The 23,641-nt window shown below is 39.1% G+C and carries 20 protein-coding genes and 3 pseudogenes; 14 read left to right on the forward strand and 9 right to left on the reverse strand.

All coding sequences use genetic code 11. From position 1 onward, the window contains the following. Nucleotides 1–357, forward strand: a 357-nt coding sequence (locus tag ADS77_RS17865) for a hypothetical protein (protein WP_082355709.1), incomplete at its 5' end; no start/stop codon positions are given. 261 nt (nucleotides 358–618) lie between these two features. Here ADS77_RS17865 and ADS77_RS17870 read toward each other — a convergent pair. Both ADS77_RS17870 and ADS77_RS17875 read right to left on the reverse strand, forming a co-directional pair. Beyond that, entirely contained in the window at nucleotides 619–912 is a 294-nt protein-coding gene (locus ADS77_RS17870) for a type II toxin-antitoxin system RelE/ParE family toxin (protein ID WP_054455627.1), read from the reverse strand. Next, a complete protein-coding gene (locus tag ADS77_RS17875) occupies nucleotides 912–1,151 on the reverse strand; it encodes a type II toxin-antitoxin system ParD family antitoxin (protein ID WP_054455629.1) in 240 nt (79 codons plus the stop codon). Before ADS77_RS17875 ends, ADS77_RS17870 begins: the two co-directional genes overlap by 1 nt. Before the next feature lie 265 nt (nucleotides 1,152–1,416). Between ADS77_RS17875 and ADS77_RS22975 the strand changes: the two are divergent. The 8 genes and pseudogenes from ADS77_RS22975 (at nucleotide 1,417) to ADS77_RS17905 (ending at nucleotide 10,884) form a co-directional block, all read left to right on the forward strand. Beyond that, nucleotides 1,417–2,825 (forward strand): annotated as a pseudogene (locus tag ADS77_RS22975) (transposase). A 237-nt stretch (nucleotides 2,826–3,062) separates the two neighbouring features. Next, nucleotides 3,063–5,144, forward strand: coding sequence for a GspE/PulE family protein (locus tag ADS77_RS17885; RefSeq protein ID WP_054206494.1), 2,082 nt, complete (start codon nucleotides 3,063–3,065; stop codon nucleotides 5,142–5,144). Nucleotide 5,145: 1 nt separating this feature from the next. Continuing rightward, nucleotides 5,146–6,522 (forward strand): prepilin-type N-terminal cleavage/methylation domain-containing protein, encoded by a 1,377-nt coding sequence (locus ADS77_RS17890; protein WP_054455630.1) that lies wholly within the window; start codon nucleotides 5,146–5,148, stop codon nucleotides 6,520–6,522. Nucleotides 6,523–6,536: 14 nt separating this feature from the next. Next, nucleotides 6,537–7,319 carry a hypothetical protein gene (locus ADS77_RS17895; protein ID WP_054455633.1) on the forward strand — a complete coding sequence of 261 codons (783 nt, stop codon included), beginning with the start codon at nucleotides 6,537–6,539 and terminating at the stop codon, nucleotides 7,317–7,319. A 122-nt stretch (nucleotides 7,320–7,441) separates the two neighbouring features. Then, nucleotides 7,442–7,549: pseudogene (locus ADS77_RS22235) on the forward strand (transposase); the annotation flags it as partial. 205 nt (nucleotides 7,550–7,754) lie between these two features. Then, nucleotides 7,755–7,976, forward strand: a pseudogene (locus ADS77_RS21800) (hypothetical protein); the annotation flags it as partial. Nucleotides 7,977–8,419: 443 nt separating this feature from the next. Further along, nucleotides 8,420–10,315 carry a S9 family peptidase gene (locus ADS77_RS17900; protein ID WP_054455636.1) on the forward strand — a complete coding sequence of 632 codons (1,896 nt, stop codon included), beginning with the start codon at nucleotides 8,420–8,422 and terminating at the stop codon, nucleotides 10,313–10,315. 227 nt (nucleotides 10,316–10,542) lie between these two features. Further along, nucleotides 10,543–10,884 carry a hypothetical protein gene (locus tag ADS77_RS17905; protein WP_054455638.1) on the forward strand — a complete coding sequence of 114 codons (342 nt, stop codon included), beginning with the start codon at nucleotides 10,543–10,545 and terminating at the stop codon, nucleotides 10,882–10,884. A gap of 183 nt (nucleotides 10,885–11,067) precedes the next feature. On the opposite strand, the gene metG is transcribed toward ADS77_RS17905, so the two are convergent. Then, complete coding sequence (metG, locus tag ADS77_RS17910) at nucleotides 11,068–13,092, reverse strand: methionine--tRNA ligase (protein WP_054455640.1); 2,025 nt, start codon at nucleotides 13,090–13,092, stop codon at nucleotides 11,068–11,070. A gap of 176 nt (nucleotides 13,093–13,268) precedes the next feature. Here metG and apbC point away from each other — a divergent pair, with 176 nt between their 5' ends. From apbC to ADS77_RS17925, 3 genes are all read left to right on the forward strand, one after another. Beyond that, the gene (gene apbC, locus ADS77_RS17915; RefSeq protein ID WP_054455642.1) at nucleotides 13,269–14,348 is read left to right on the forward strand and encodes an iron-sulfur cluster carrier protein ApbC; all 1,080 of its coding nucleotides are present in this window, start codon (nucleotides 13,269–13,271) and stop codon (nucleotides 14,346–14,348) included. 3 nt (nucleotides 14,349–14,351) lie between these two features. After that, entirely contained in the window at nucleotides 14,352–14,939 is a 588-nt protein-coding gene (gene dcd, locus ADS77_RS17920; protein ID WP_054206502.1) for a dCTP deaminase, read from the forward strand. A 183-nt stretch (nucleotides 14,940–15,122) separates the two neighbouring features. Next, entirely contained in the window at nucleotides 15,123–17,384 is a 2,262-nt protein-coding gene (locus tag ADS77_RS17925) for a putative bifunctional diguanylate cyclase/phosphodiesterase (protein WP_054455644.1), read from the forward strand. Here the strand turns inward: ADS77_RS17925 and ADS77_RS17930 are convergent. Beyond that, nucleotides 17,335–18,114 carry a CLCA_X family protein gene (locus tag ADS77_RS17930; RefSeq protein WP_054206504.1) on the reverse strand — a complete coding sequence of 260 codons (780 nt, stop codon included), beginning with the start codon at nucleotides 18,112–18,114 and terminating at the stop codon, nucleotides 17,335–17,337. The genes ADS77_RS17925 and ADS77_RS17930 overlap by 50 nt on opposite strands. Continuing rightward, nucleotides 18,111–18,716, reverse strand: coding sequence for a tRNA-uridine aminocarboxypropyltransferase (locus tag ADS77_RS17935; RefSeq protein WP_054455646.1), 606 nt, complete (start codon nucleotides 18,714–18,716; stop codon nucleotides 18,111–18,113). Before ADS77_RS17935 ends, ADS77_RS17930 begins: the two co-directional genes overlap by 4 nt. 151 nt (nucleotides 18,717–18,867) lie before the next feature. On the opposite strand from ADS77_RS17935, the gene ADS77_RS17940 reads away from it, so the two are divergent. Together ADS77_RS17940 and ADS77_RS17945 are read left to right on the forward strand one after the other, a co-directional pair. Next, entirely contained in the window at nucleotides 18,868–19,212 is a 345-nt protein-coding gene (locus ADS77_RS17940; RefSeq protein WP_054455648.1) for an Hpt domain-containing protein, read from the forward strand. Between the two features lie 95 nt (nucleotides 19,213–19,307). Further along, nucleotides 19,308–20,525 (forward strand): pyridoxal phosphate-dependent aminotransferase, encoded by a 1,218-nt coding sequence (locus ADS77_RS17945; RefSeq protein WP_054206507.1) that lies wholly within the window; start codon nucleotides 19,308–19,310, stop codon nucleotides 20,523–20,525. 58 nt (nucleotides 20,526–20,583) lie between these two features. Here ADS77_RS17945 and ADS77_RS17950 read toward each other — a convergent pair whose 3' ends face one another. From ADS77_RS17950 to ADS77_RS17965, 4 genes are all read right to left on the reverse strand, one after another. Continuing rightward, a complete protein-coding gene (locus ADS77_RS17950) occupies nucleotides 20,584–21,051 on the reverse strand; it encodes a glycine zipper 2TM domain-containing protein (protein ID WP_054455650.1) in 468 nt (155 codons plus the stop codon). A 113-nt stretch (nucleotides 21,052–21,164) separates the two neighbouring features. After that, nucleotides 21,165–21,800, reverse strand: a complete 636-nt coding sequence (gene lpoB / locus ADS77_RS17955; protein WP_054455652.1) for a penicillin-binding protein activator LpoB — start codon at nucleotides 21,798–21,800, stop codon at nucleotides 21,165–21,167. Between the two features lie 11 nt (nucleotides 21,801–21,811). Further along, on the reverse strand, nucleotides 21,812–22,237 hold the full coding sequence (locus ADS77_RS17960) for a YcfL family protein (protein WP_054455654.1): 426 nt from the start codon (nucleotides 22,235–22,237) through the stop codon (nucleotides 21,812–21,814). An 8-nt stretch (nucleotides 22,238–22,245) separates the two neighbouring features. Further along, nucleotides 22,246–23,607 carry a COG3014 family protein gene (locus tag ADS77_RS17965; RefSeq protein WP_054455656.1) on the reverse strand — a complete coding sequence of 454 codons (1,362 nt, stop codon included), beginning with the start codon at nucleotides 23,605–23,607 and terminating at the stop codon, nucleotides 22,246–22,248. Nucleotides 23,608–23,641: the final 34 nt, after the last annotated feature.

The raw sequence follows: 23,641 nt of genomic DNA on the forward strand, positions 1-23,641 counted from the left end.
AAACGCATTGAAAACGCAACAGAGGGCAAGCAACCAAAAAAATTATTGCGTTTTGCCGGTATGCCACGTCAAATTATGCCAAAAGGGCTACCGTTTGAACTTAAATCTTACCTTGAATTGGTTGAATTAACAGGGCGTTGTATACGAGAAGGCAAACGCGGGTATATTGAAAGCACACATTTACCTTTACTAGAAAGAGTCAATATCTCCCCAGAAAACTGGTTAAAATTGACCACGCAATTTACGCGYGTATTTCATGGCGCAGTAGGTAGGACGACCTCACAAGAGAGTTACTGTGAACACTTGAGCAGAAAACGGCGTAGCAACGTCAGTAACAGCGAAAAGCTGCTGGCATAAAGTTAAAAGTCCTCAGTAAAAAGTTAAAACTGCAATTATGCAGTTATTATTATGCGCGTAATTTAGGCTTTAGAGTACTAATAACTTATTTAATGGATGGAATGAAAGCAACCCATTAATAAAAAGTAAATTCATAACCTAAAAAGTAAATCTAGTGGAATAGTGATGTTGGCTCAATTAGAATGGCTGTCTAATTTGTTTTTGTTGTTTTTTTAATTGAATTTGGCTGTTAGAGTTATTCTACAGCCACGTTATATTTTTCTAGATTGCGGAGTTAACATCCATACTTTTATGTAATATTCTCACGATAAATATTTGATTGTTTTTATACTCTTTATAATAGATAACATGGCTAGCTTGTGGGTATTTGCTGTAACCTTCTCTTATATAATCACAGTTAATACCTAGCTCGGGATCACCAGCTAATAAATGGAACGTGTTATCTAATATTTTTAGGTAATCATTCCGTTGAGCTAACCCCCAAGTTATTTGGGTATATTTAGCTATTTTAATTAAGTCTGTTTTGGCTTTCGAAGATAATACAAACTTATTCATTAATGGTTATCTTTATCTAATTCAGTCAATAAGCTTTCATAGCTGTACTCGGCAACACCGCTTTGTTCGCCTTGGATTAACATACTACGTAAATATAAAAGCTTAGCTTCTTGATCTTCTAAGGCTCTTAATCCTGCTCTAACGATTTCACTTGCTGAGCCATAACGGCCAGTGTTAAGTTGTTGGTTTATAAACTGATCAAAATGATCGCCTAGTGTAACGCTTGTATTTTTAGCCATGATGTAAAACCTCATAAGTACCTATATATAATATATTATGGTATAAAAAATATAACAAGTCACTTAAAAGGACAAAAAACAGTTGGCTTTTTGCTCCTGCGTCGCTAAATTTAGGCAACAATTTTTTGCCTCTTAGTGGGGGTTGTGACTGTAGGATTACTCTTTTCAGGAACTAATTCGGTACTTTTATAATTGATTGTTTTTTAACCTGAACCCACAGGGTTACTGTGATCTAATAGATATTATTCACCCACGGTAAACTGTTATGGCCAACTACAAGCCTGACTTATCCTGCCAAAATAAATTCAGTCCTATTAATTTTTCTGAGTAAATCCTGCCAGGTACATTTGAGTATGCCCTTTGTTATATTGTCGAAAATAAGATCGATTTATCAGGATTCGATGTGTGGTAAAACAACGATAAAACGGGGGCTGCGGCGTATCCGCCATCGGTGATGTTAAAGATTATTTTACTCGGTTATGCGCATGGATTAATCAGTAGTCGCCGTATTGCCAAAGCCTGTGAGAACAATATCTTATTCATGAGTGTGTCGGGTGATATCCAACCGCATTACACATCGATAGCGGGCTTCGTGGCGAAAATGCATGAACAGATTGAGCCATTATTTACGCAAGCACTGATGATATGTGATGAAGAAGTGTTGATAGGTCGTAATATGTTTGCCATTGATGGCTGTAAATTAAAATCAAATGCGAGCAAAGACAAATTTATAGGGAATGAATTTTAACAGCGTAGCTGGCCTGAAAGGCGAGTCCATGGATAGGACGAGTAAAGCGCGAAAATGACCACGTCAAAAGGGACAATCCAAGGCTACAATGGCATTGCGATTAATGACGATAAACATCAAATACTTGCATTGGGTAAATAATGGCAAACACAGGCATGGGGTTCAGTGGGCGAGCAACAAACCTTGCAGCCAGCGGTTAAGCAATTACAACAACAGCTCGCTAAGCTCAATACAAAAAAAGAAGCAGATAATCACACCATAAAGTTTACCGCAGACAGTGGGTTTAACAGCGAAGTGAATCTTGAGTTTATGGCGCAAAGTGGCTTTGATACTTACATTGCGGATAATCAATTTAGAAAACGAAACGTTGTTTAAAGACAGTAAAACGTATGAAACAGAGCAAGAAAAGCGCCGACTAAAAAGGCGTAATGGCAAGCCTCGCTTATTTACCTCAGAGGACTTTCATTATGATGAAGCAACCCAAACCTGCCTCTGCCCCGCAGGCAATGGTATGTGGCGAAGCGGGATTAATGTAAAGAGTCACAATCAAGAATACACGCGATTCTGCGGTTACTTAAAAGATTGCAAAGTATGCCCACTGCAACAGCAATGCATGTGAAAGCCACCAATAAAAACAGGCCGACAAGTGCAGTTTAAAAATGATGAGTCGCGTAAAAAGCTAAGCTATATCGACAAAATGAAAGTTAAAATAGACAGTCCAATGGGGCGACGGCAGCTTTTTATTGAAGGAATGGCAAACGACTAGGCTGTATAGAGCCTGCTTTCCTCTAAATAAACAGCGGAATATTACAGTCAATAAAGGCATGAACAAATTGACCTTACGCGGACAAACGAAAGTGAATGCGCAATGGCAACTGTATTGCCTTGTTCATAATCTAGAAAAGCTGAGAAACACGATACATTAATAAGGGTAACCCCTTACCACCTTAAATAAGCCACTTAAACACCTGCAATACCTTCTAAAACGCCCATTAAAACAACATCAGTCCTCTTTTTATATTTACGTAAAATCGAAGTAGCCGATTGAATTAAAATGAGAGCTCAACTATGTTTAAAGCATCAATAAAAATAAATTAAAAACGAGTTATTCTACAGGCTCGTTATATAAAGTGATGTCTAGTAAATAAAGGCAGGAGGCTCTAATGGTACGAACATCAACACATTGGCTTCTGGATGCTCTGCTTAGTTCAAAACCTGAGCTTGTACTACCAGATAACTATAATCTTTCAATGGATGCCCGTGAAGCTTGGCATCAATTGCAAACAACACTAAGATTACCTGCTAGCGCAATTTGTAACGCACTTTCTTTAACTTATTCTACAGACAGTATTAATATACAAGAATTTAAACCTCCCAGAGATAACCCTTTTAGTGAAAAGGTTTGTCGTGATATGGGCATATTGCCCTTTGATTTGAGTGTTAATAAACCGGTTATTGCAACTTATGATCCTCGTCGACTTCCCGAGTACTATGATCAAATACGTTTTATTCTGATGGGTGACTTTAAACTGGCTATTTTGTCTCCTGAAGAATTTGATATTGGGCTTACACGGCTCTTTTCGACAATTAACCACGACTATAGGGCTATTGATCTAACCGTTGCGTTAGTCGATGAAGGTGAAATTCCCCAGTTAGCGAAAGCCATCTTACGCTCTGCTATAGATAAAAGGGCATCTGATATACATATACACCCGATGGTTGGTGGGGCTGCAATTAGATTTCGAGTTGATGGTGTTTTAGAGCGAATTGCATCGTTTCCCAAGCAGCAGCACGAAGGCTTGTCTCGCTATTTTACTATGAATGCAGGGCTAGAGCTGAACCCCCTAACTGCTCAAGATGGACGAATGCGATTAATTTATGGTCAACGTGAAATTGACGTTAGATTGTCTTTATTGCCCGTATTTGATGGCATGAGAATCGTGTGTCGCCTTCTTGAGCAAGGCAAGCAGTTTTCTTTAGTTAATAGTGGCTTTTCCCCTTCTGATTATCATGCACTAAAACGACTTGTATCCTACGGCTCGGGAATTGTACTGCTGACGGGGCCTACTGGGTCGGGGAAGACATCAACACTGTACGGCCTGCTTTCAGAACTCAATAGTGTAGATGTCAATATTATGACCTTGGAAAACCCGGTGGAATACGTTTTACCCGGTATATCACAAGTGCAAGTCAATGATGCTCAAGGTCTTTCTTTTGGTGATACGTTGCGATCAATACTAAGGCAAGACCCTGACATTGTTTTGGTTGGTGAAATACGTGATGCTGAAACGGCAAAAATCGCATCTCAAGCGGCGTTAACGGGGCATTTGGTATTGTCTACGTTGCATACTAATGACGCAATGGCGACAGTACCTAGACTTTTGGATCTTGGAATAAATCCATCGGTTTTGGCTGATGTATTGGTTGGTGTCGTTTCCCAGCGTCTGGTTAGAAAGCTATGTTCATCCTGTAAAGTAAAGGTCACTAAGCCACTCCTTCCTGAAGAATTAGAATATGAACGTATCACCGGTGAGCAGCCTGGTTGTCGTGCTATAGGATGTGATAAGTGTCATTATACTGGCTACATGGGCCGCCTTCCTATTACTGAAGTCATGGAAGTATCACCAGAGATGCGCACATTAATGTTAAGTGGCTGTAATAACGTTAATGACTTAACAGAGGCTAATAACAGTTTTCAGACGCAGATGGCCGTTAGCGCAGGGCAATGGATAGTTTCTGGTGAAACAACAGTCCAAGAGGTCGGGCGTGAGCTGGGCTTACATTTTTGGCGTGAACTTGCAGTGGTTAATAATAAAGTACCAAATATGTTGCTAGATAATTTTTCAAGGTCAAACTCGCTTTCAGAGGATCGTCTCAAAGTTTTGTTGATATCTGATAATAAAGAGCTTCAATCAATGCTAGCTGAAAGTTTTCAATATGGAATAGTCTTTGTTAATAATGAACACAAGGCTTCCGAAATTTTGAAAAAAGATACTTCAGTTATTGCCATTTTAATTGATGCTGCCCTTATGCAGTCTACTCCAGAAAAATGGCTTGGAAAGCTGAGAGAGCAATTGGCTTGGTCGGGGACTCCTGTGCTATTTTTAATCCCCCAAAATCAAAATGAAACCAAAATATTGTTGAATAAATTCCATGCGCATGCGATGGAATACGATGAAAATATGACCTCTCCTACTGAAATCGTTAATAAGCTACAAAGTATACTGACTAAAGGAACACTCTAGTATGAACGCTCAAATATTACGAAAAAACACTAATCAGGGCTTCACTTTGTTAGAAATAATTGTTGTTGTAGCGATTATTGGAATACTCGCGGTTGTGGCGGTTCCTTTGTATAATGATTACATAATACGTGCGCAGGTTACAGAAGCTTTTGTTTTTGCCGATGCGGAAAGAATTAAGGTCATTGAAAAACGTATTGAAAGCTCCAACTTTGATATTGCAACATTTTCTGAACCAAAAGTACATATGACTTCTTTGAAGTGGGTGCCTGTAGCGAATAACAACCCAGTCGAAAATTCAGTTATCGGGTATATTCTTCCTACTATGGATTTAAAAGGCCTTGGGGTGAGAGATACGTTTGCACTTGAGTATTTTTATAATGGCTCTTGGCGTTGCGTTAATGCTGCCAATGCGATTGGGCGTGGCGCAGTGTCTACCAATAAAGCGCTTGATGACAAGTATCTCCCAAGTAGCTGCCTTAACGGAGCAGGACTTTTGGCTGCACACCCTAATGTGCCTGCGGGCTGCCCCTCTGGAACACAAAAAGTACAAGTGAAAGATGCTAACGGTAAACAGCAACAAGTCTGCCAGCTACCTAAGACACAGAAACAACCTCAGGTCGTTCCACAACTACAACCACAGTTGCAACCACAAGCACAACCACAGTTACAACAATTAACGCCAAGTGTAATACCAATAGTAAAACCACAACTTAAAAAATGTCCAGGCACTTTAAAATTAGGTTCGGATGGAAGGTGCCATACATCGAGTGCCCCTTTGCCGGCACAATGTCCCGTGGGTCAAGACTGTGGGCATCATGATCCTAAATGTTCAATAGCGGGACAAGAATATATAGGGGAAACTTCAGTCGCTGTACGCGATCAACACAACCCTTTTGGAAGCAGAAATAATTATGCAACTAAGACTACGAACGTTCCCGCACAATGCGTCGCAAAATGTAAAAACGGTTTTGTTTTTAATCCCAAAGAACCTTCAAAGTGCTCATTAGCCCCTTCAACAAATAATCATACTTGTCGAGGCCCTAAATTTATTTGTGAGCGAAGCCATGTCACCACAGGGGCTGCCTGTACAGTTGATGCTCCTTATGCTGCCAATTTTATTGAAAATTTAAAAGATGGTTCCCGTTATGTAACAAGAGGCTGTGTTACACAGCAAGAGGCATTTGAAGCTGACAAGTACAATAAAGGCAATGCAAATTGCAAAAATTATAATGTTGTAGTGCTACAAGACGCTCACTTTAAATGTACATTTGCTTGCTATGGTGATGCTTGTAATCTTGAATCCGTTCCAGATCATCCAGCGACATGGGGTGATGGTAAATCGTCAACGGATTTACCTGATCAGTTTAATACTCCTTAAAGGTAGGTTTCAGTATGGCTGATAAAAAGGATAAACAATCATTTAACAATGGAACTCACCAGCCTAGCTTGAATGATATTTTGAAAACGAATAGTAACGCAAACAAAGTAAGTGGTAGCTATAACAATAGAGGTGCCAATAATGGTACCTCTATGACTCCCCAAAGCCTTGATGAAATACTGAATAAAGATAAGAAAAAACAAAAAGTGAATCCCAGTGTTGCCAATTCTGCCTCTCTTTGTGATTTGCCAGGTTTAGATGATTTGGTCAATATAGGAAGTCATTCTAAGTCTTTTCAGCAACATACTTCATCTAGTAGAGATGAATCAGCGAAGACGATTCACCAAATAATTAATTCGACTAGGATTGAAGATTCACCCAAACAGGAAAAGAAAATTGAAGGTATTGTTGGTCAAAAACACCGTAAAGTTTTAAGTATCGTAATTTTTTTGGTATTTATTATTATCGCTACTAGTTTTTTCAACCCTAAACAAGATAAAGGAATAGCGCCCGAATTTGCCTTGGCTCAACAGTTGATGGTTGTCGTGAATGGGATAGAAAAATACCGATTGGAAAATAACAAAACACCAGAAAAACTGTCTGATTTAGTTGAATTCCCTAGTGGGGCTGTAGAGTGGAGGGTCGACCAATATGATTTGCAACTAGAGGCGAGTGCGTTAGAGTTTTTTTTCTGGGAAGATTTAAATGGTTACATTGTAATATCACGGCTTGGGGATGAAGCTTGGATGTATAGCAATGAAGGTGAATCGAAAATAAAAAGAGTACCAGCAAGGTAGAAGGTGGTTACACAACAAAAAACAAAGAAAGAGCAAAAAAAATAGGAAAACACCTATCCTAAATTTTGTATTTTCATATTTTTTACTCGCTTTAAATGAGTGTGAAAAAAACAGAGTGATGCATGGCAATTGCAAGAAAACGTCAAATAAGTTTGGTTGATACAAAATACTATCACTGTATTTCTCGGTGTGTTCGCCGAGCATTTTTATGTGGTGAAGACTGTTTTACGTGAAAGCCTTATGAACACTTGTATGGCCTATGTAGATTTAAACCAAATCAGAACGATGAAAACAACGATGAGATGAAAACAACGATGAGATGAAAACAACGATGAGATGAAAACAACGATGAGATGAAAACAACGATGACACCCATCCTAAAGTTTATATTTTTTACTAACTTTTAATTCGCATGAAAAGTGACCTGGATGTCACATGGCAACTGCAAGAAAAAGTCAAATAAGTTTGGTTGATACAAATTATTATCACTGTATTTCACGTTGCGTTCGTCGTGCTTTTTTGTGCGGGGAAGACCGTTCTACAGGGAAGTCTTTTGAGCATCGCAGAGGCTGGGTTGAAGATAAGCGACTCGCATTAGCGAAGGTATTTTGCATTGATGTGTGTGCCTGTGCAGTCATGAGTAACCAGCAAAATGTCAGGAACATTTAACAACAGCGCAGCTGGCCCGAAGGGCGAAAGTCAGGACGCCTGAAGTACAGCCATTTAGTGCTTAGTTGATGATAAAAAATAAATAGATTTAATGATAAAGCCATTATTATTGCTGTTATCCATGGCGCTCCCCCCTTCGGGCCACCTAAGACGTTCAACGTTGTTTTCACCGCAAATCATAATAGTTATATTCCCTTACTTTTCAATACTGTTAACTTAGTTGCTGTGTTTTCCACTCAACAGCTGTTTACCTTAAAAATGATATATTCACGCAGTAAAAGTAGGTGGACCAAAGCGACATGCAGTTTGTGTTGCATAATGTGATGGGGTAATTTTTTCATTTCATGAAACCTATTTGTCATCTCGCTTACTATTCAGTTGCCATTTTATTGTGTAACCTAAGCCGGATTTATTTTTGGAGGAATTTCGCGATGTTGCGAACGATATTATCTGTAAGCCTGGGATTGTGTGTAAGTATGGGGGCATATGCCAGTGAGGTTATGACCCCTGAAAAACTTTGGCAAGTAAAACGTGTGAGTGCGCTGGGTTTAAACCAAAATAAAACTCATATAATTTACAAAGTAACGACGCCAAGTGTTGAGAACAATAACTTCAATAGCAAGGTCTATCAAGTGCCACTAAAAGGTGGTAAGTCTCAGTTGTTAGAAGCCTATCAAGGTCTTTTTATTGATAGCAGTATTTCGCCGGATGGCAGCAAAAAACTTCTTCATGAAAAAGTAAAACTAGAAAAGGTTTTGGCATCAGACAGATATAAAGAGCTTGGTCAAGCTAACGCTTATGTGTTTGATGATTTAAACTATCGCCATTGGGATACGTGGAAAGACGGCAGCTTTAAACATGTTTTTTATCAAGACTTAAAGACAGAAGAAAAAGTCGACATCATGAAGGACATGCCATTTGATAGCCCAACGTCACCATTTGGCGGTGCTGCTGATTATACGTGGGGACCCAAGGGCGAAAATATTTATTATGTCAGTAAAAAACTGACTGGTGAGCAGTACGTTAGCAGCACTAATACTGACATTTATCGCTACAACCTCGCTAGCAAAAAAACGACAAACATCACACAAAGCAATTTGGGTTATGATAAGTACCCCGCGTTCTCGCCAAAAGGCGACTTAGCATGGTTACAAATGGATGAGCCAGGCAATGAAGCAGATAAAAACGATATTATTGTTAAGGTGAAAAACCGTGACTTTAATCTAACAGAACACTGGGATGGCACCGTAAATAGCTTTAAATGGAGCAATGACGCTAAGCATATTTATTTTGTAGCGCCAGTTGACGGCACTATTCAGCTGTTCCAAGTATCTGTAAATACAAAAACTAAGCCGAAAATTATGCAGCTTACAAACGGCATGTTTGATGTAAATAGCATAGTTGCAGTATTAGATAATCAGCTTGTGGTAACACGTAACAGCATGAATGCCGCGCGTGAAATTTACAGATTTGATCTGGATAGCAAAAAGCTGACTGCGTTGACGAAAGAAAATGACACATTTTATGCCGATCTGGACTTACCCAATGTTGAAAAACGTATAGTAAACACCAAAGATGGCCAACAGATGTTAACTTGGGTTATTTACCCGCCTAATTTCGATAGAAGCAAAAAATACCCAACTTTACTTTATTTACAAGGTGGCCCGCAGTCTGCGTTATCTCAGTTTTATTCTTTTCGTTGGAATTTCCAAGTAATGGCTTCACAAGGTTATATTGTGGTAGCCCCTAATCGTCGTGGTATGCCGGGTCATGGTGTTAAATGGAATGATGATATAAGCCAAGATTGGGGTGGGAAGGTAATGCAAGATTACCTTGATGCCATTGATGATATAGCACAAGAATCATATGTTGATAAGTCCCGTATTGGTGCTATCGGTGCAAGTTACGGTGGCTATTCCGCATTTTATTTAGCGGGCAACCATGAGGGGCGTTTTAAAACGTTTATAGCGCATTGTGGTATTTTCGATTTACGCAGTATGTACGGTACAACCGAAGAGCTATTCTTTGTAAATAACGAACTAGGGGGGGCGTATTGGGAGGATAACGCCGCGACTAAAAAGTCATACGGTCAGTTTAATCCGATCAGCTATGTTGATAAGTGGGATGCACCTATGTTTGTTATTCATGGCGGCAAAGACTACAGAGTGCCGTTAGAGCAGGGTATTGCTGCTTTCCAAGCTGCAAAACTACGTGGTTTACAGAGCCGGTTTTTATACTTCCCTGAAGAAAATCATTGGGTGCTGACGCCGCAAAATGGCATTGTATGGCAGCGTGAGTTCTTTAAGTGGTTGGATGATACGCTTTAGCCAAGGCTAAACTTCGTTTAATAAAATGTCAGGGTCTAATTTTTACACTCTGGCATTTTTATTTGTATAGAGGATATTGCTGAGTCCCGTAAAATATGATAATGCCGATTGATGTATGAAATAAAGCAATCTATTGAATTTAAATGAGAAATGATATATTTTATCGAGATAATTAAATMACAAGCGAGTAATTCTATTTACTCACTAAGAACAAGGACAGTCGTATTTTGGACGAGATTAATATTTTTACGCCGGACTATTTTTTAGATCTTTTTATATTAGTGATAGCTATTTTGGTTAATTTTTATGTTTATTTTTCGTTGAAAAAAACATTTAAATTCAAAAATGATATTTATATATTACATTTCTCAAAGGCTTTTCTCTTTTTTGGGGTATCGACTTTGTTCAGCTTGCTTTCTTTTATTACAATAATTCTTATTGTTAGTATTGGGGTAGACAGTCAATATCTTGATATGTATGTAGATGTACCTTACAACCTGGCGTTTATTGTTGGTTTGGTTTATTTATATCGAGGTGCGAAAAATATCAAAGTGCTTAGAGTTACCTAACGCAGTGATCGTAGGCTTGACCTACAAAAACAGTAAGCCTAAGTTAACAGGATGGAAAACGAAAGGAATTGAAATAAGCTATACCCAATACCCAATATGAAAACCGATGACTCAGTGGCTAATCATTAAAAAAGCCGTTGTTTTTAAACAACGGCTTTTTAGTATTCGTAAGTCGAATTACATTTACATTACACGCATACCTGGCTCTGAACCATCGTCTGGGTTGAGAATGTAAATTTCTTTACCACCAGGGCCTGCGGCTAGCACCATGCCTTCTGACATACCAAAGCGCATTTTACGTGGTTTTAGGTTTGCTACCATTACAGTGAGTTTACCTTCAATGTCTTCAGGTGCGTAGGCCGATTTTATACCCGCAAACACTTGACGAGTTTCGCCGCCTAAATCAAGGGTAAGCTTTAGTAGCTTATCAGCGCCTTCTACGTGTTCTGCTTTAGCAATTTTAGCAACACGTAAATCAACTTTTGCAAAATCATCAAATTCGATTTCAGCAGCGATGGGTTCTTTTGCAAGAGGGCTGTTTGGATCTATTTTGTCTTTTGCTGCTAATAAGCTTTCTTTTGATTCTTCAACCATTTTGTTTACTTTATCCATTTCTACACGTTGCATTAACGGCTTAAATTTATTGATTGGGTGACTTATTAGCGCAGTTTGCGCGCCTTGCCATGATAGCTCGTCATTTAAAAACGCTTCTACATTACTTGCCATACCTGGTAACACTGGTTTTAAGTAAGTCATTAATACGCGGAATAAGTTAAGGCCAAGTGAGCACACTTGATGCGCTTCTTCTTGCTTGGCTTCGTCTTTGATTAATACCCATGGTGCTGCGGTATCAATAAATTGGTTGGCTTTATCAGCAAGAGACATAATTTCACGAATTGCGCGGCTGTAATCACGGTTTTCATAGTGCTGGGCTACAGTATCAGTGGCTGCTTGGAATTCGGCCAATAATTTTGGATCCATTACAGTAGCACTTAATTTACCGTCAAACTTTTTAGTGATAAATCCGGCACAACGGCTGGCAATATTAACCACTTTACCCACTAAGTCTGAATTTACACGTAGGGCAAAATCTTCTAAGTTTAAGTCAAGGTCGGTAATACCGCTGTTAAGTTTTGCTGCGTAGTAATAACGTAAAAATTCAGGGTCTAAGTTATCTAAATAAGTACGCGCTTTAATAAACGTACCTTTTGATTTAGACATTTTAGCGCCATTAACCGTTACAAAACCGTGGGCGAATACATTGGTTGGCTTTCTGAATTTTGCGCCTTCAAGCATTGCTGGCCAAAATAAGCTGTGGAAGTAGATGATATCTTTACCGATAAAGTGGTAAAGCTCAGCATCAGAGCCTTCTTGCCAAAATGCATCAAAGTCGATGCCTTGTTTATCACATAGGTTTTTAAAGCTGGCCATGTAACCAATTGGGGCATCTAGCCATACATAAAAGTATTTACCTGGCGCACCTGGAATTTCAAAACCAAAATACGGTGCATCACGGCTGATATCCCACTGTTGTAAGCCATCGGCAAACCATTCGTCTAGCTTGTTTGCCATTTCTTGTTGGATACTACCAGAGTGTAACCACTCTTTTAGCATGCCTTCAAATGCGGGTAAGTCAAAAAAGTAGTGCTCAGAATCTTTTAATACAGGCTCAGCACCTGACATAACAGAGCGCGGGTTGATTAGCTCTGTTGGGCTGTATGTTGCACCACAAGCATCACAGCTGTCACCATTTTGATCTTCAGACTTACAGGTTGGGCACGTACCCGTTACAAAACGGTCGGGTAAGAAAATGCCTTTTTCAGGGTCAAATAACTGTGAAATAGTGTGTTTTTTAATATGACCGGCGTCGTTAAGGCGATTATAAATCAGTTCACTTAATTCTTTGTTTTCTTGGCTATGAGTGCTGTGGTAGTTATCAAATTTGATATTGAAATCAGCGAAGTCACGTTGACGCTCAATACTGACATTTTTAACCATTTCTTCTGGCGTGATCCCTTGCTTTTGCGCATTGAGCATTATTGGCGTGCCATGGGCATCGTCGGCGCAAACATAATAAGCTTCGTGGCCTTGCAGTTTTTGAAAACGTGACCAAATATCAGTTTGAATATATTCCAATAAATGACCTAAATGTGTAGGGCCATTGGCATAAGGTAATGCGCTGGTAATGAGGATCTTTCGCTGTGTCATAATCATTCCGAATTGACGGTTCCAGTTAAGGAACGGATGAAAATCATAATATTATCAGCAAACCTAAAGCAAACGCCTTCAAGGCTAGCCGATTTTCATTAATTGACTGGTGTTAATGCCCTGAATGTTACATAATTCCGAGGCAATTTTCATCAAAGAAACACTATTTTATTGCTATGTTTGGACTGTCGAAACTATTCTCCTCTAAATCGGTGCAAAAACAACCGATTATTACTGCCTTAGCCGCTTATCGAAGCGCTGTTTTCGCTGTCGGCGTTGATGAAAAATTTATTAACGATGTTGAGCTGGGCAAAGATAGGTCATTGCTGATCAGCTTAACCTTGCCTTTTGCTGCGCAATCAGAAATGCCAGCAGTCGCAGCGTTTGTTAGCGAAAGGCTCAATCAGGTTGTTACAATTACAGCGTGTGTAGCATTGCCTCCCCAATGTAAATTTAAAAAAATTAAACATATTGTATTAATTGCCTCAGGCAAAGGTGGTGTCGGAAAGTCGACCACGGCGGTTAATATTGCAGGAGCGCTCAAAGCAGAAGGCGCCAAAGTGGGCATTTTAGATGCTGATATTTATGGTCCATCGATCCCGATGCTTTTGGGTTTAGTCGGCGCAGAGCCTTCTTCAAAAGACGATAAGCAATTAATGCCATTTGATGCGAATGGAATTAAGGCACAATCAATTGGTTTTTTAGTCCCTAGCGATGACGCTACTGTGTGGCGTGGCCCTATGGCGTCGGGTGCAGTTAATCAGTTGCTTAATGAAACTGCGTGGGGCGAGTTGGATTATTTAATTGTTGATATGCCGCCAGGTACTGGCGATATTCAGCTAACGATGAGCCAAAAAGTACCCGCCAGTGGGACTGTTATAGTGACAACCCCACAAGATTTAGCCCTTGCTGATGCGCAAAAAGGCATTGCAATGTTTAATAAAGTTAATGTACCAGTGCTTGGCTTAATTGAAAATATGAGCCACTTTTTATGCTCACACTGTGGTGAACCAAACCATGTGTTTGGTAAAGATGGTGCAATTAAATTAGCGCAGCGTCACGGTGTTCCTGTGCTGTCACATATTCCTTTAGCGATCAATATCCGCGAATACTCAGAGCAAGGAAAATTAATTGCTCTGGATAATCAAACGACAGTCAGTAAAATTTATGCTGATACTGCGCGGTTGATTGCCAGTATGCTTTACTATCAACAACCACATCATGATTCAGTAGAAATCGTGATTACGGATGATTAAATAATGAGATTATCAGATACCCATATTAAAGAATATATTGCACAACAACGTATTATTATAGAGCCAAGCCCAACGGATGACATGATTTCAGGGGTGACGGCAGATTTACGTTTAGGTAATAAGTTTCGTGTATTTCAAGATCATACCGCAGCCTATGTTGATTTAAGTGGTCCTAAAGATCAGCTTAATAAAGCAATGGAATCGATAATGAGCGATGAAATAGTGCTAAAAGAGGGTGATGCGTTTTTTTTACACCCGGGTGAATTAGCATTAGCAATGACTTACGAAAAGGTCACGTTACCTGCTGATATCGTGGGTTGGCTTGATGGACGTTCATCGTTAGCGCGTTTGGGTTTAATGGTACATGTGACTGCACATCGTATTGATCCGGGTTGGTCAGGTAACATTGTATTAGAATTCTATAACTCAGGTAAGTTGCCACTCGCGCTGCGCCCGATGATGAAAATAGGCGCTATGAGCTTTGAGACAATGTCAGGACCTGCTGAAAACCCTTACAATACCCGTAAAGACGCGAAATACAAAGACCAAACTAGTGCTGTTGCAAGTCGCATTAGTGATGATAGTAATTAATTAAAATGAATACCAAAAAAGGCTTATCACTTGGTAAGCCTTTTTTGTTTCATTAAAATCAATGACCAATTTATTGGTAATTTTACCTAATACCACCATACTTCTATTGTAGTCAGTCGATTTTTCGCAAAATAATTGATAGCACTTGAGGTGAAAGTGAAGATAAACAACGGATTGGTTCAAATGTTAATGCTTGTGGTGGTACTAATCTTTAGTATTTTTGCACCTAATAGCCATAGCGTGCCTGTGCAACGTTTATTGGATGTGCAAAATACACTTGCTATTAATAACCTAGTACATGAGGACTTTTTCAGTGATGTGAGAGGTTTATATATTCAGAAAAACCTTGCTATACGCTCCCCTATTTTTAAGAGCCAAGTGATTAATAATCCACAATTGACTTATCTTACGTCAAACCAAAATCCGGCTTTAGAACCCGTAATAAATAATACGCTTTATAAAACGGTACAAAATAAGCCCGCTCTTCTTGGCGCCATAGTCACTATTTTGCTTTTGAACTTTGCTATTGTTGCTAGTTTGAATTTTTTACTCTATCGATTTAAATTCTTTTACCTTTTGGGTTATATCGGCTGTGCTGTACTCGCTTGTTTAGTAAGTGCGGGCTTTCAAAACCCAAATTTAGGGGATCAAACGTACACTGTATTCTCTTTGCTCTCATTGGCGTGTATGTGCCTTTATCTTGCTCATATTAGTTGTGAACAGCAGCTATTAAAGGCATATAAACAGAAACTTCACCCTACTTTAATAAGTATTAGCTGTGTGGCTATTATTTATAACTTGTTAGGTTATATAAATAGTCATTATGTGATGGCGGTTTGTTTTGCTGTAATTACAGGGCTACTTGTTCATTTGTTTTATAAATGGTGGCAGTTAAAAAAAATACATGGGGGCTTATCTCTTTTACTTTGGGGGGGCATATTTACACAAGCAGTAGCATGGTCACTCACACTCATAATGCTAACACCTCAATTTTTAGTTAATGATGTTTTTGCAATTTTTAACTCCATTATTTTAGTGGGTATTATTTTGGTAAAAGATCGTTCCCGTGTTGTGAAATATAATGAGAGTTTGACTCATGATGAAGACACAGGTTTACCTAATAAACAGCTTTTACTCAGGCGTTTGGCTACACAAGTTAAGCTTAAACAAGCGCACAGTTTAGTTTTATTTAGACCTGCTGCATTACTAAATAGCCGCGCTAATTTTGGTTATGGCCATGCAAACGAGCAAATTAAAGTTTTTATGCAAAAGTTAGCAGATCAACTTGCTGTGAATAATGCGCTTGGGATTGAATCAAAATTAAATGTGCGCCATTTTATTGCAAGGTTTGATGATGGTATTTTTGCTTTTATTATTCCGGGCTTACTTGAATTGAGTCAAATAGAGCAATTTGTGTGCGTTACCAATGGTGTATTTGCTGAAGGGGTTAATCATAACAATACACAATTAGTGGACCGCGTGGACTTTGGCGTTGCAAATTATCCATTGCATGCAAAAACGGGCAGTGAACTGATACAGCGAGGATTGCAGGCTTTGAGTGTAAAACCTTTACATGGTGAACGCTGGCATATGTATAGTGCCGAAAGCTCTACAATTTCACGGCATAAACGAGCGATTGCATCAGCATTGAGAGAAGCAATTGATGAAGATCAGCTTAGCTTATATTTTCAACCTCAGATTAACCTAAAAACAGGAGAAATCCATGGTGCAGAGGCACTTTTACGATGGGAGCATCCTGTACTAGGGCATATATCGCCAGATCAATTTATTCCAATTAGTGAGTCAACGGGATTGATATCAGAATTGACTGAGTGGGTTGTCGCTGAAGCACTTAAATGCCAAAGACTTCTAATTGAGCTTTATCCTGAACATATAATGTCGGTTAATATTTCTGCTAAAGACTTACTAAATAAAGATTTACCAGTATTATTTATTACATTAATGAATGAGTATCAGCTTGACCCTGAAAATATCATGTTAGAACTGACCGAATCAGCCACATTAGATGAAGGCATGAACATAAAAACAGCCTTAAATGATTACAGATTAATTGGTTTAAAAATTGCTATTGATGACTTTGGCACTGGTTATTCTTCATTAGCCTATTTAAGTAAAATGGGCTTTGATGAAATTAAAATAGACAAGCAATTTGTTATGAACATTGAATACTCTAAAAATGATCAAACGATTTGTCGTGCCACATGTGATATTGCAAGATCACTCGATTCATATGTGGTTGCTGAAGGCATTGAAGATAAAGCAAGCTTAAATAAACTCCAAGAATATGGTTGTCATGTTGGGCAGGGTTACTATTTTTCGCGACCTATGGCTTTTACACAGTACTTAGCTTGGTTATCAAAAAGTAGAAGTGTTTCTAAGGATGTTGAAACAGTCGTTGCCCCAATTGAAAAAAATAACTGCTAAGTGGTTCAATACAGTCATTACACATTTTCTGATCGGGGTAAATAAGTGTTGAATTAGTTATGCCTGATACGAGAAAGTGATTAACGATGTTTTTTTGATGGCTAATACAAGCCTCGAAACATCGTGCTGCAAGCTCTTCAGGCATGCTCATATAGAATTGCTGGTGCTGCTTATCAAAAACCATGCATTGATGTACATATTGATTGGCATTTTTCCCCTGATTATCTAGAAACACCCCCTTATAAAATTCACTCAATATAAGGTTAATAGGGTGAGATTGATCCACACTGTGTTCAAGCCACAGTTTAGATGCAAAATGACGCGATGAGTGAAGTGGAAATAAGTGCTTAGTAATATGGTGATCAAAAGCATGAAACCATTCATGGGCAAGCGCGCCGCCGCCTGCATTTTTTGCTAAGGCTAAGGTGCGGGTATTACTATTATAATGTGCTTGGACATTTTGTTGCCCGCCATGGCCAAATGCAAAATTTAGGTTCCCTCTTAGGCCAATTGCAGTGGGTGGTATTTGTAAAATTTGTGCTAAATCTGCAAGGGCATCATAAATTAAATTGGCGCTCACTAATCGCTCTTCTTTGGTAACCCATTTACCAACCACCATGGTTTTAAATCCAAAGGTGTCACGAATTTCATTAAAGTCGACTTGATCCTCAAATCGGTAATCAGGGCCTTGACGAAAGAAACCCGCTTTTAATCGATTGGTATACGTCATATGGGTTGATAGCGAGCTTTAACATGTTCAGGCATAAACTGAGTTTGCTTTTTATTGAGTGATTCTAACATTGTGTACAGTGGCTGAGGATCTATGCTCTCAATAAGCGCTAAACTGTGTGCTACGGCTTCAAGCGTTGATAAACTGTCTAAGCGAGGTGCTTTACGAATCCTATAACGGTTTTTTGGTATTTCTTTAAAGCTTACTTTTTGAAAAGCGTTAAGAGAGGGGGTCATTTGCATAATTTTATATGCTTTTTTCCATGTTCCATCAAGCACGATAAGATGCGTGAGCGTTTTGCTAAATTGCGAGGTATTAGTTGTACTATCATCTAATAGCAACGCTGTTTTATCAGGGTATAGTAATGCTGTCGTTTGAATTGGTAGATCTAATATGCTCGTGAAGTCAGATTCACTTTCTCCGACTTTAATTTCACACTGTGTGAGGCTCAAAGAAAGTAGGCGAGCTGTATTTTTCGTCACTTTTATTTCACTAGGATGCTGTAAGATAATAACTTTTATGCTGTTTTTAAGTTGTGATATATCTTCACAAAGGCAGGTTGTTAGGCTAAATTTACAATGAGTACACAATAAACGAGACATAAAATAATCTATTTAGTAATTTGTTAGTTTGAAAACTCAGCAATTATACGCTTAATCACTTTTTTAAGTGGATTTTTTTCTCTATAAATATAAAGTAGAATTATTAACTAGTTACTTGTGATTAAAACACGAGTAAAAAAAGGATAAAAAAATGAACACGGTAATTATTGATGAAGGCGCGTTGGAAGGTATGGAGTCATTATTAGGCGAGCAGTTTGATGACACATTGATGTTTTGCTGCGCTGAGTTTGAGCGCTTGGGAGGCGAGATTCTAGCCACAATCCATAGCGATGTCCCAACAGCGACTCGCCACGCCCATAGTCTAAAGTCTAACGCGGCACAGTTTGGTGCCAGTAGCTTATCTGATGTTGCACGCGATATTGAGCAAAGCTTAAATAATGGCGATTTATCTCAGGCAGTGATGGCAACAGAACAGCTTGAAAGCCAAGTCGCAGGGGCTAAAGAGAAGTTAACTCAATGGTTGCAAAGCCGTTAAAATAAAATGAATTTTTTTCAGTTTTATGATGCTAAATAGGCTGGTGTTTTGCCCCTTTACTAGGTTAGTCTAACCACTCACTAGTAGAGGTAAAAATGTCAGAAATTAAAAAGAGTCATAAATTACAAGGCGTTTGTTATGATATTCGTGGGCCAGTATTAGTTCAGGCGCGCAAAATGGAAGACGAAGGCCAAAAAGTTTTAAAATTGAATATTGGTAACCCTGCGGCATTCGGCTTTGATATGCCTGAAGATATGCACCGCGATATTATTCGTAACCTTTATTCAGCCCAAGGCTATTGTGACTCTAAAGGCCTTTACTCAGCCCGCGTGGCTATTTATCAGCACTATCAGCAACGTGGTTTGTTCAATTTAGATGTTGACAATATATACATTGGGAATGGGGTCAGTGAGTTAATTCAAATGACTACCCAAGCTTTACTCAATAATGATGATGAAGTGCTGATCCCTGCGCCTGATTACCCATTATGGACTGCGTCAGTTAAGTTAGCAGGTGGCAATCCAGTTCATTATTTATGCGATGAAGAGCAAGATTGGTTTCCTGATATTGCCGATATTCGCAGTAAAATCACATCAAAAACCAAAGCGTTGGTTTTAATAAATCCAAACAACCCAACAGGTGCTGTTTACGATGATGCACTATTACAGCAGTTGATTGATGTCGCTCGTGAACATAAGTTACTGTTGTTGAGTGATGAAATTTACGAGAAAATTTTATATGACGGCATTACGCATAGCTCAATTGGCGCATTGTGTGATGATGTACCAATTATTACGTTCAACGGCTTAGCAAAAACTTACCGAGCTGCAGGCTTACGAATGGGGTGGATGGTATTAAGTGGTCGGACCGATTTGATGGATGATCTTCGTAAAGGTCTAGATATTCTTGCATCAATGCGGTTATGCGCAAATGTACCAGCACAATATGCCATTCAGCAAGCTCTAGGTGGTGTCCAGTCTATTGATAGCCTAATTGATCCTGGTGGGCGCTTATACGAGCAAAGAGATATTGCATGGCGTGGCCTAAACGCTATTGAAGGTATTTCGTGTACTAAACCAAAAGGCGCACTGTATGCGTTTGCCAAAGTAGACACCGAGCGCTTTAATATCAAAAATGATGAAAAAATGATTTTAGATTTACTCAAAGCCGAGAAAATTTTATTAGTACACGGTAGGGCATTTAATTGGCCAAACCCAGATCACTTTAGATTAGTATTTTTACCTAATAAAGATGACTTAAGTGTGGCGATGGGGAAAATGCAGCGATTTTTTAATGGTTATCGCCAAGGCTAAATGCAAAGCCTATTAAAAAAGCGAGCTAATGGGCTCGCTTTTTGGTTTTATTAGTCACTTAGAAGGCTTTATCTACGCGCACGGTGTTGTCTGATAGGTAAACTAAGCGAACATCGTCACCAGTGCTAAAGTGCATCTGATTATCTTTATCTTGAACCACCATAAATTGTTCACCGTTCTCAACACGGATCATTAACTCAACTAGGTGGTACTGCTCATAGTAGCTACTGCGTTGCTTATTATGCGCAATATTACCACCAATTACAGATCCTAAAATGGTTGCAGCTGTTCGACCGCTTCCGCCACCAAATTGGTTACCTATAACCCCCCCAAGCAATGCACCACCAAAGGTTTTCCAGCCGCTACTTTTGTCTTGTACTAACTCTTGTTGCGTGATGTTACGAACAGACTTTACTTCGCCAAATAACACTTGCTGTACAGGCACCGCTTTGTTTCGCTCATAGGCTGCAAAACTTGGGCTACTGGCAAGTAGTGTACAAATAAATGCAAAGGTTAGAGTTTTCATAACGCATCTCCCAGACTGTTTTCAAAACAAATAATTAAACAGCGATATTTATAGTGAGCAGATAGCTAATTATCAGTCGCTATAATGGCTAGTTAATAAGTTTTTGTTGATTTTTACCAACCAAATGTTGATTTTTCGCGTGTTTTACGAATTTCAGTTTCGTCAGCCCACTCTACTAAACCGCTTTTTAAATCCATCAAACGCATTGTAAATTTGTAATATACATCGGCTTTATCTTTATTCGATTTTACAATACTTGAAAGGTTACCGTACAGCATGTACTGAGCACCGACTTGTTGACCAAATGCGATGGCTGTAGATGGATTAACTAATGCGTCGTCATTTTGAAAATTAAGTTGCTCTCGAACAGCTTCTACACGGGTCATATCAACAAAGCGAAATTTACCGCTGCGGAGTAATTGTGTAGAGATTGAATCAGTAATTGATTCGCTATCAATATGCTCACTGGTTTTGTTTTTTATACGTTCAACAAAAACGATTGGGCGACTATTTGCCGTCATTGTGCCAACAACCGGTGAAGCAAGTAATGAGTCAGTCATTTGACTGGCTACTTTTTGCAGGTCGGTTGATCCAAAGTTAATATCGGTTGTTTCTACTGCTTGTGCATCGCCATAACTAACGACGGCTTTGTTTGCACAACCACTAAGCGCCAAGGCACTTAGGCCTATTAAGGCATAGCCAGAGAGTGCTTTTAAAGATGGCTTGTTAGGTGTGTTTACTGTGTTCATTATGTTTTCCTTTATTCTTTAAATTCTTGAGCTTGTGTCGATACTTCGCGCACAGCAAGTGAAAATGTAACCGCTTCCTGTGTAGGTGCAAGCCCGGGCAGTTGTATATTGGCAAAGCCAAATAAAGTAAGCGCCTGCCAAGGTGAATGATTTCCTTTAATAACAAACCCATCGCCATCAAACCAAGTAAATTGATACTGTAAGTATTGAGACTTTTTGTATTGGCTTGAAAGTGTAACAACCACATCAGTGAGTTGATTTGTTTGGCGTGTTTTTACGTCGCTAATAACTAATCGCTTACCAAGTTGTGGGTTATTTACTTTGAGTTGTTGCTGATATTGCGCAGATGCGTTCTCTACAGCAATTCCCGATGTAGTGGGTCTGCCAGCACATGCTGTAAGTAAAGACACCGCTAATAAAGGCACTAGATATTTCATGGCTGCTCCTAAAGTTGCACTACATGGTAATTAAAATAGTTATTAATAGAGGTTAGGTAAATTAAGGTTAACCCTTGCTTACTAACCGTGAAATTTATATTTTTATGACCACTTAATTGTAAGCTGTGGTCTCCTGCATTTAGTTGTGTCCGCGCGACACTTATTTGGTTTGGTAATGTTAGCCAGCTTCGTGTGTCTGCTTGCTCTGACGCCAAATTGTAAAGGTTTGCTAATATATTCCCAACATCACCGCCACTGCGAGCAAGTTCAGCACGCACTTTTTCTTTGGCTATAAGCCTTAATACTTGTCTTGAAACTCGCGCTGGTGTTTGTTCTTCAAGGGTTTTGGCTGCCAATGCTTCAATTCTGACTAATGGACTCAATGCTAACTCCTGATCACTGACACTGATATTGCTGTAACTTGGAGTAAATGCTTTATCTTTATATACAGGCATTGCTAAGCTATAAAAACGCGCATCCCCGCGTGATGTATAAATGGGCAGCCTGAGGACAAATTCATCCTTTTGTGCAACTAAACCTTGCTCCATGAGAATGACAACTTCGCCCCCATTAGTTCGACTATTTAATTGCCCGAAGCGCTGTGTATATTGCTCATAATCTTGTTCAAATCCTTGCTGTTTAGCTAGACGCATAACATCTTGCTGTAAATATGGATTATTAGGGTTAATCTCTAAGGCTTTTTTATAATCTATATACGCATCATCAAATTGCTTATTGGATTGATAAAGTAATCCAGACAAATAAAATGTGAAGGCATTTTGATAGCCATTTTTAGCATCCTTTATTAACGCATCCATACTTGGGTAATGTTGCTGTGCTTCTTTGGCAACGGCATCAAGTACATTGCCTTGTTCAGCGAGCGCGTCTATTTGTACTTTATTTGCTCGACGAACTTCAACTAACGCACCTTCAATATCTCGCTTGTATATGAAATTAAGAGCTTTATAACTATGCAGCATGCTCATTTCATAGGGAGCAGGTACATAACCTATCACCGAGTCATTCGTCAGTAATGCACTTGTTTGCTCAAGGCCTGCGCTTAATTGCAGCTTTGCAGCTTGACGCTTAGTTTCCATCTGCTGATAAATTGACTCATAATAATTTTGAGCTGTATCCTGTTCACTATTTAAATCACTTAATCGTGCGCTTTCTAATTGATTTAGTAGGTAATTGCTATGGTTTTTTCCATTACTCGGTAACAGTTTTTGTGCTTGCGCCATATTATTAGAGTTAACTGCGTGGCGCACAGGAGCCATTTGATGAGCGTAATGGCTAAAGAGATCATTAAAACCAATGCTACTGCATCCTCCTAAAATGAAACAAAAGCTAAATAAAATACTGCGCTGCACATTGCACTCCTTTTATTAATTCAATATAGATTAG

Origin of the sequence: Pseudoalteromonas porphyrae (assembly GCF_001298125.1) — a bacterium.
GTDB lineage: Bacteria > Pseudomonadota > Gammaproteobacteria > Enterobacterales > Alteromonadaceae > Pseudoalteromonas > Pseudoalteromonas neustonica.

Coding starts and splice junctions, on each gene's coding strand:
- ADS77_RS17900 (WP_054455636.1), top strand. CDS start 8,420: ATGTTGCGAACGATATTATCTGTAAGCCTGGGATTGTGTGTAAGTATG.
- dcd (WP_054206502.1), top strand. CDS start 14,352: ATGAGATTATCAGATACCCATATTAAAGAATATATTGCACAACAACGT.
- ADS77_RS17925 (WP_054455644.1), top strand. CDS start 15,123: ATGTTAATGCTTGTGGTGGTACTAATCTTTAGTATTTTTGCACCTAAT.
- ADS77_RS17945 (WP_054206507.1), top strand. CDS start 19,308: ATGTCAGAAATTAAAAAGAGTCATAAATTACAAGGCGTTTGTTATGAT.
- ADS77_RS17890 (WP_054455630.1), top strand. CDS start 5,146: ATGAACGCTCAAATATTACGAAAAAACACTAATCAGGGCTTCACTTTG.
- ADS77_RS17875 (WP_054455629.1), bottom strand. CDS start 1,151: ATGGCTAAAAATACAAGCGTTACACTAGGCGATCATTTTGATCAGTTT.
- ADS77_RS17930 (WP_054206504.1), bottom strand. CDS start 18,114: ATGACGTATACCAATCGATTAAAAGCGGGTTTCTTTCGTCAAGGCCCT.
- apbC (WP_054455642.1), top strand. CDS start 13,269: ATGTTTGGACTGTCGAAACTATTCTCCTCTAAATCGGTGCAAAAACAA.
- ADS77_RS17885 (WP_054206494.1), top strand. CDS start 3,063: ATGGTACGAACATCAACACATTGGCTTCTGGATGCTCTGCTTAGTTCA.
- ADS77_RS17935 (WP_054455646.1), bottom strand. CDS start 18,716: ATGTCTCGTTTATTGTGTACTCATTGTAAATTTAGCCTAACAACCTGC.
- metG (WP_054455640.1), bottom strand. CDS start 13,092: ATGACACAGCGAAAGATCCTCATTACCAGCGCATTACCTTATGCCAAT.
- ADS77_RS17870 (WP_054455627.1), bottom strand. CDS start 912: ATGAATAAGTTTGTATTATCTTCGAAAGCCAAAACAGACTTAATTAAA.
- lpoB (WP_054455652.1), bottom strand. CDS start 21,800: ATGAACACAGTAAACACACCTAACAAGCCATCTTTAAAAGCACTCTCT.
- ADS77_RS17950 (WP_054455650.1), bottom strand. CDS start 21,051: ATGAAAACTCTAACCTTTGCATTTATTTGTACACTACTTGCCAGTAGC.
- ADS77_RS17895 (WP_054455633.1), top strand. CDS start 6,537: ATGGCTGATAAAAAGGATAAACAATCATTTAACAATGGAACTCACCAG.
- ADS77_RS17960 (WP_054455654.1), bottom strand. CDS start 22,237: ATGAAATATCTAGTGCCTTTATTAGCGGTGTCTTTACTTACAGCATGT.
- ADS77_RS17940 (WP_054455648.1), top strand. CDS start 18,868: ATGAACACGGTAATTATTGATGAAGGCGCGTTGGAAGGTATGGAGTCA.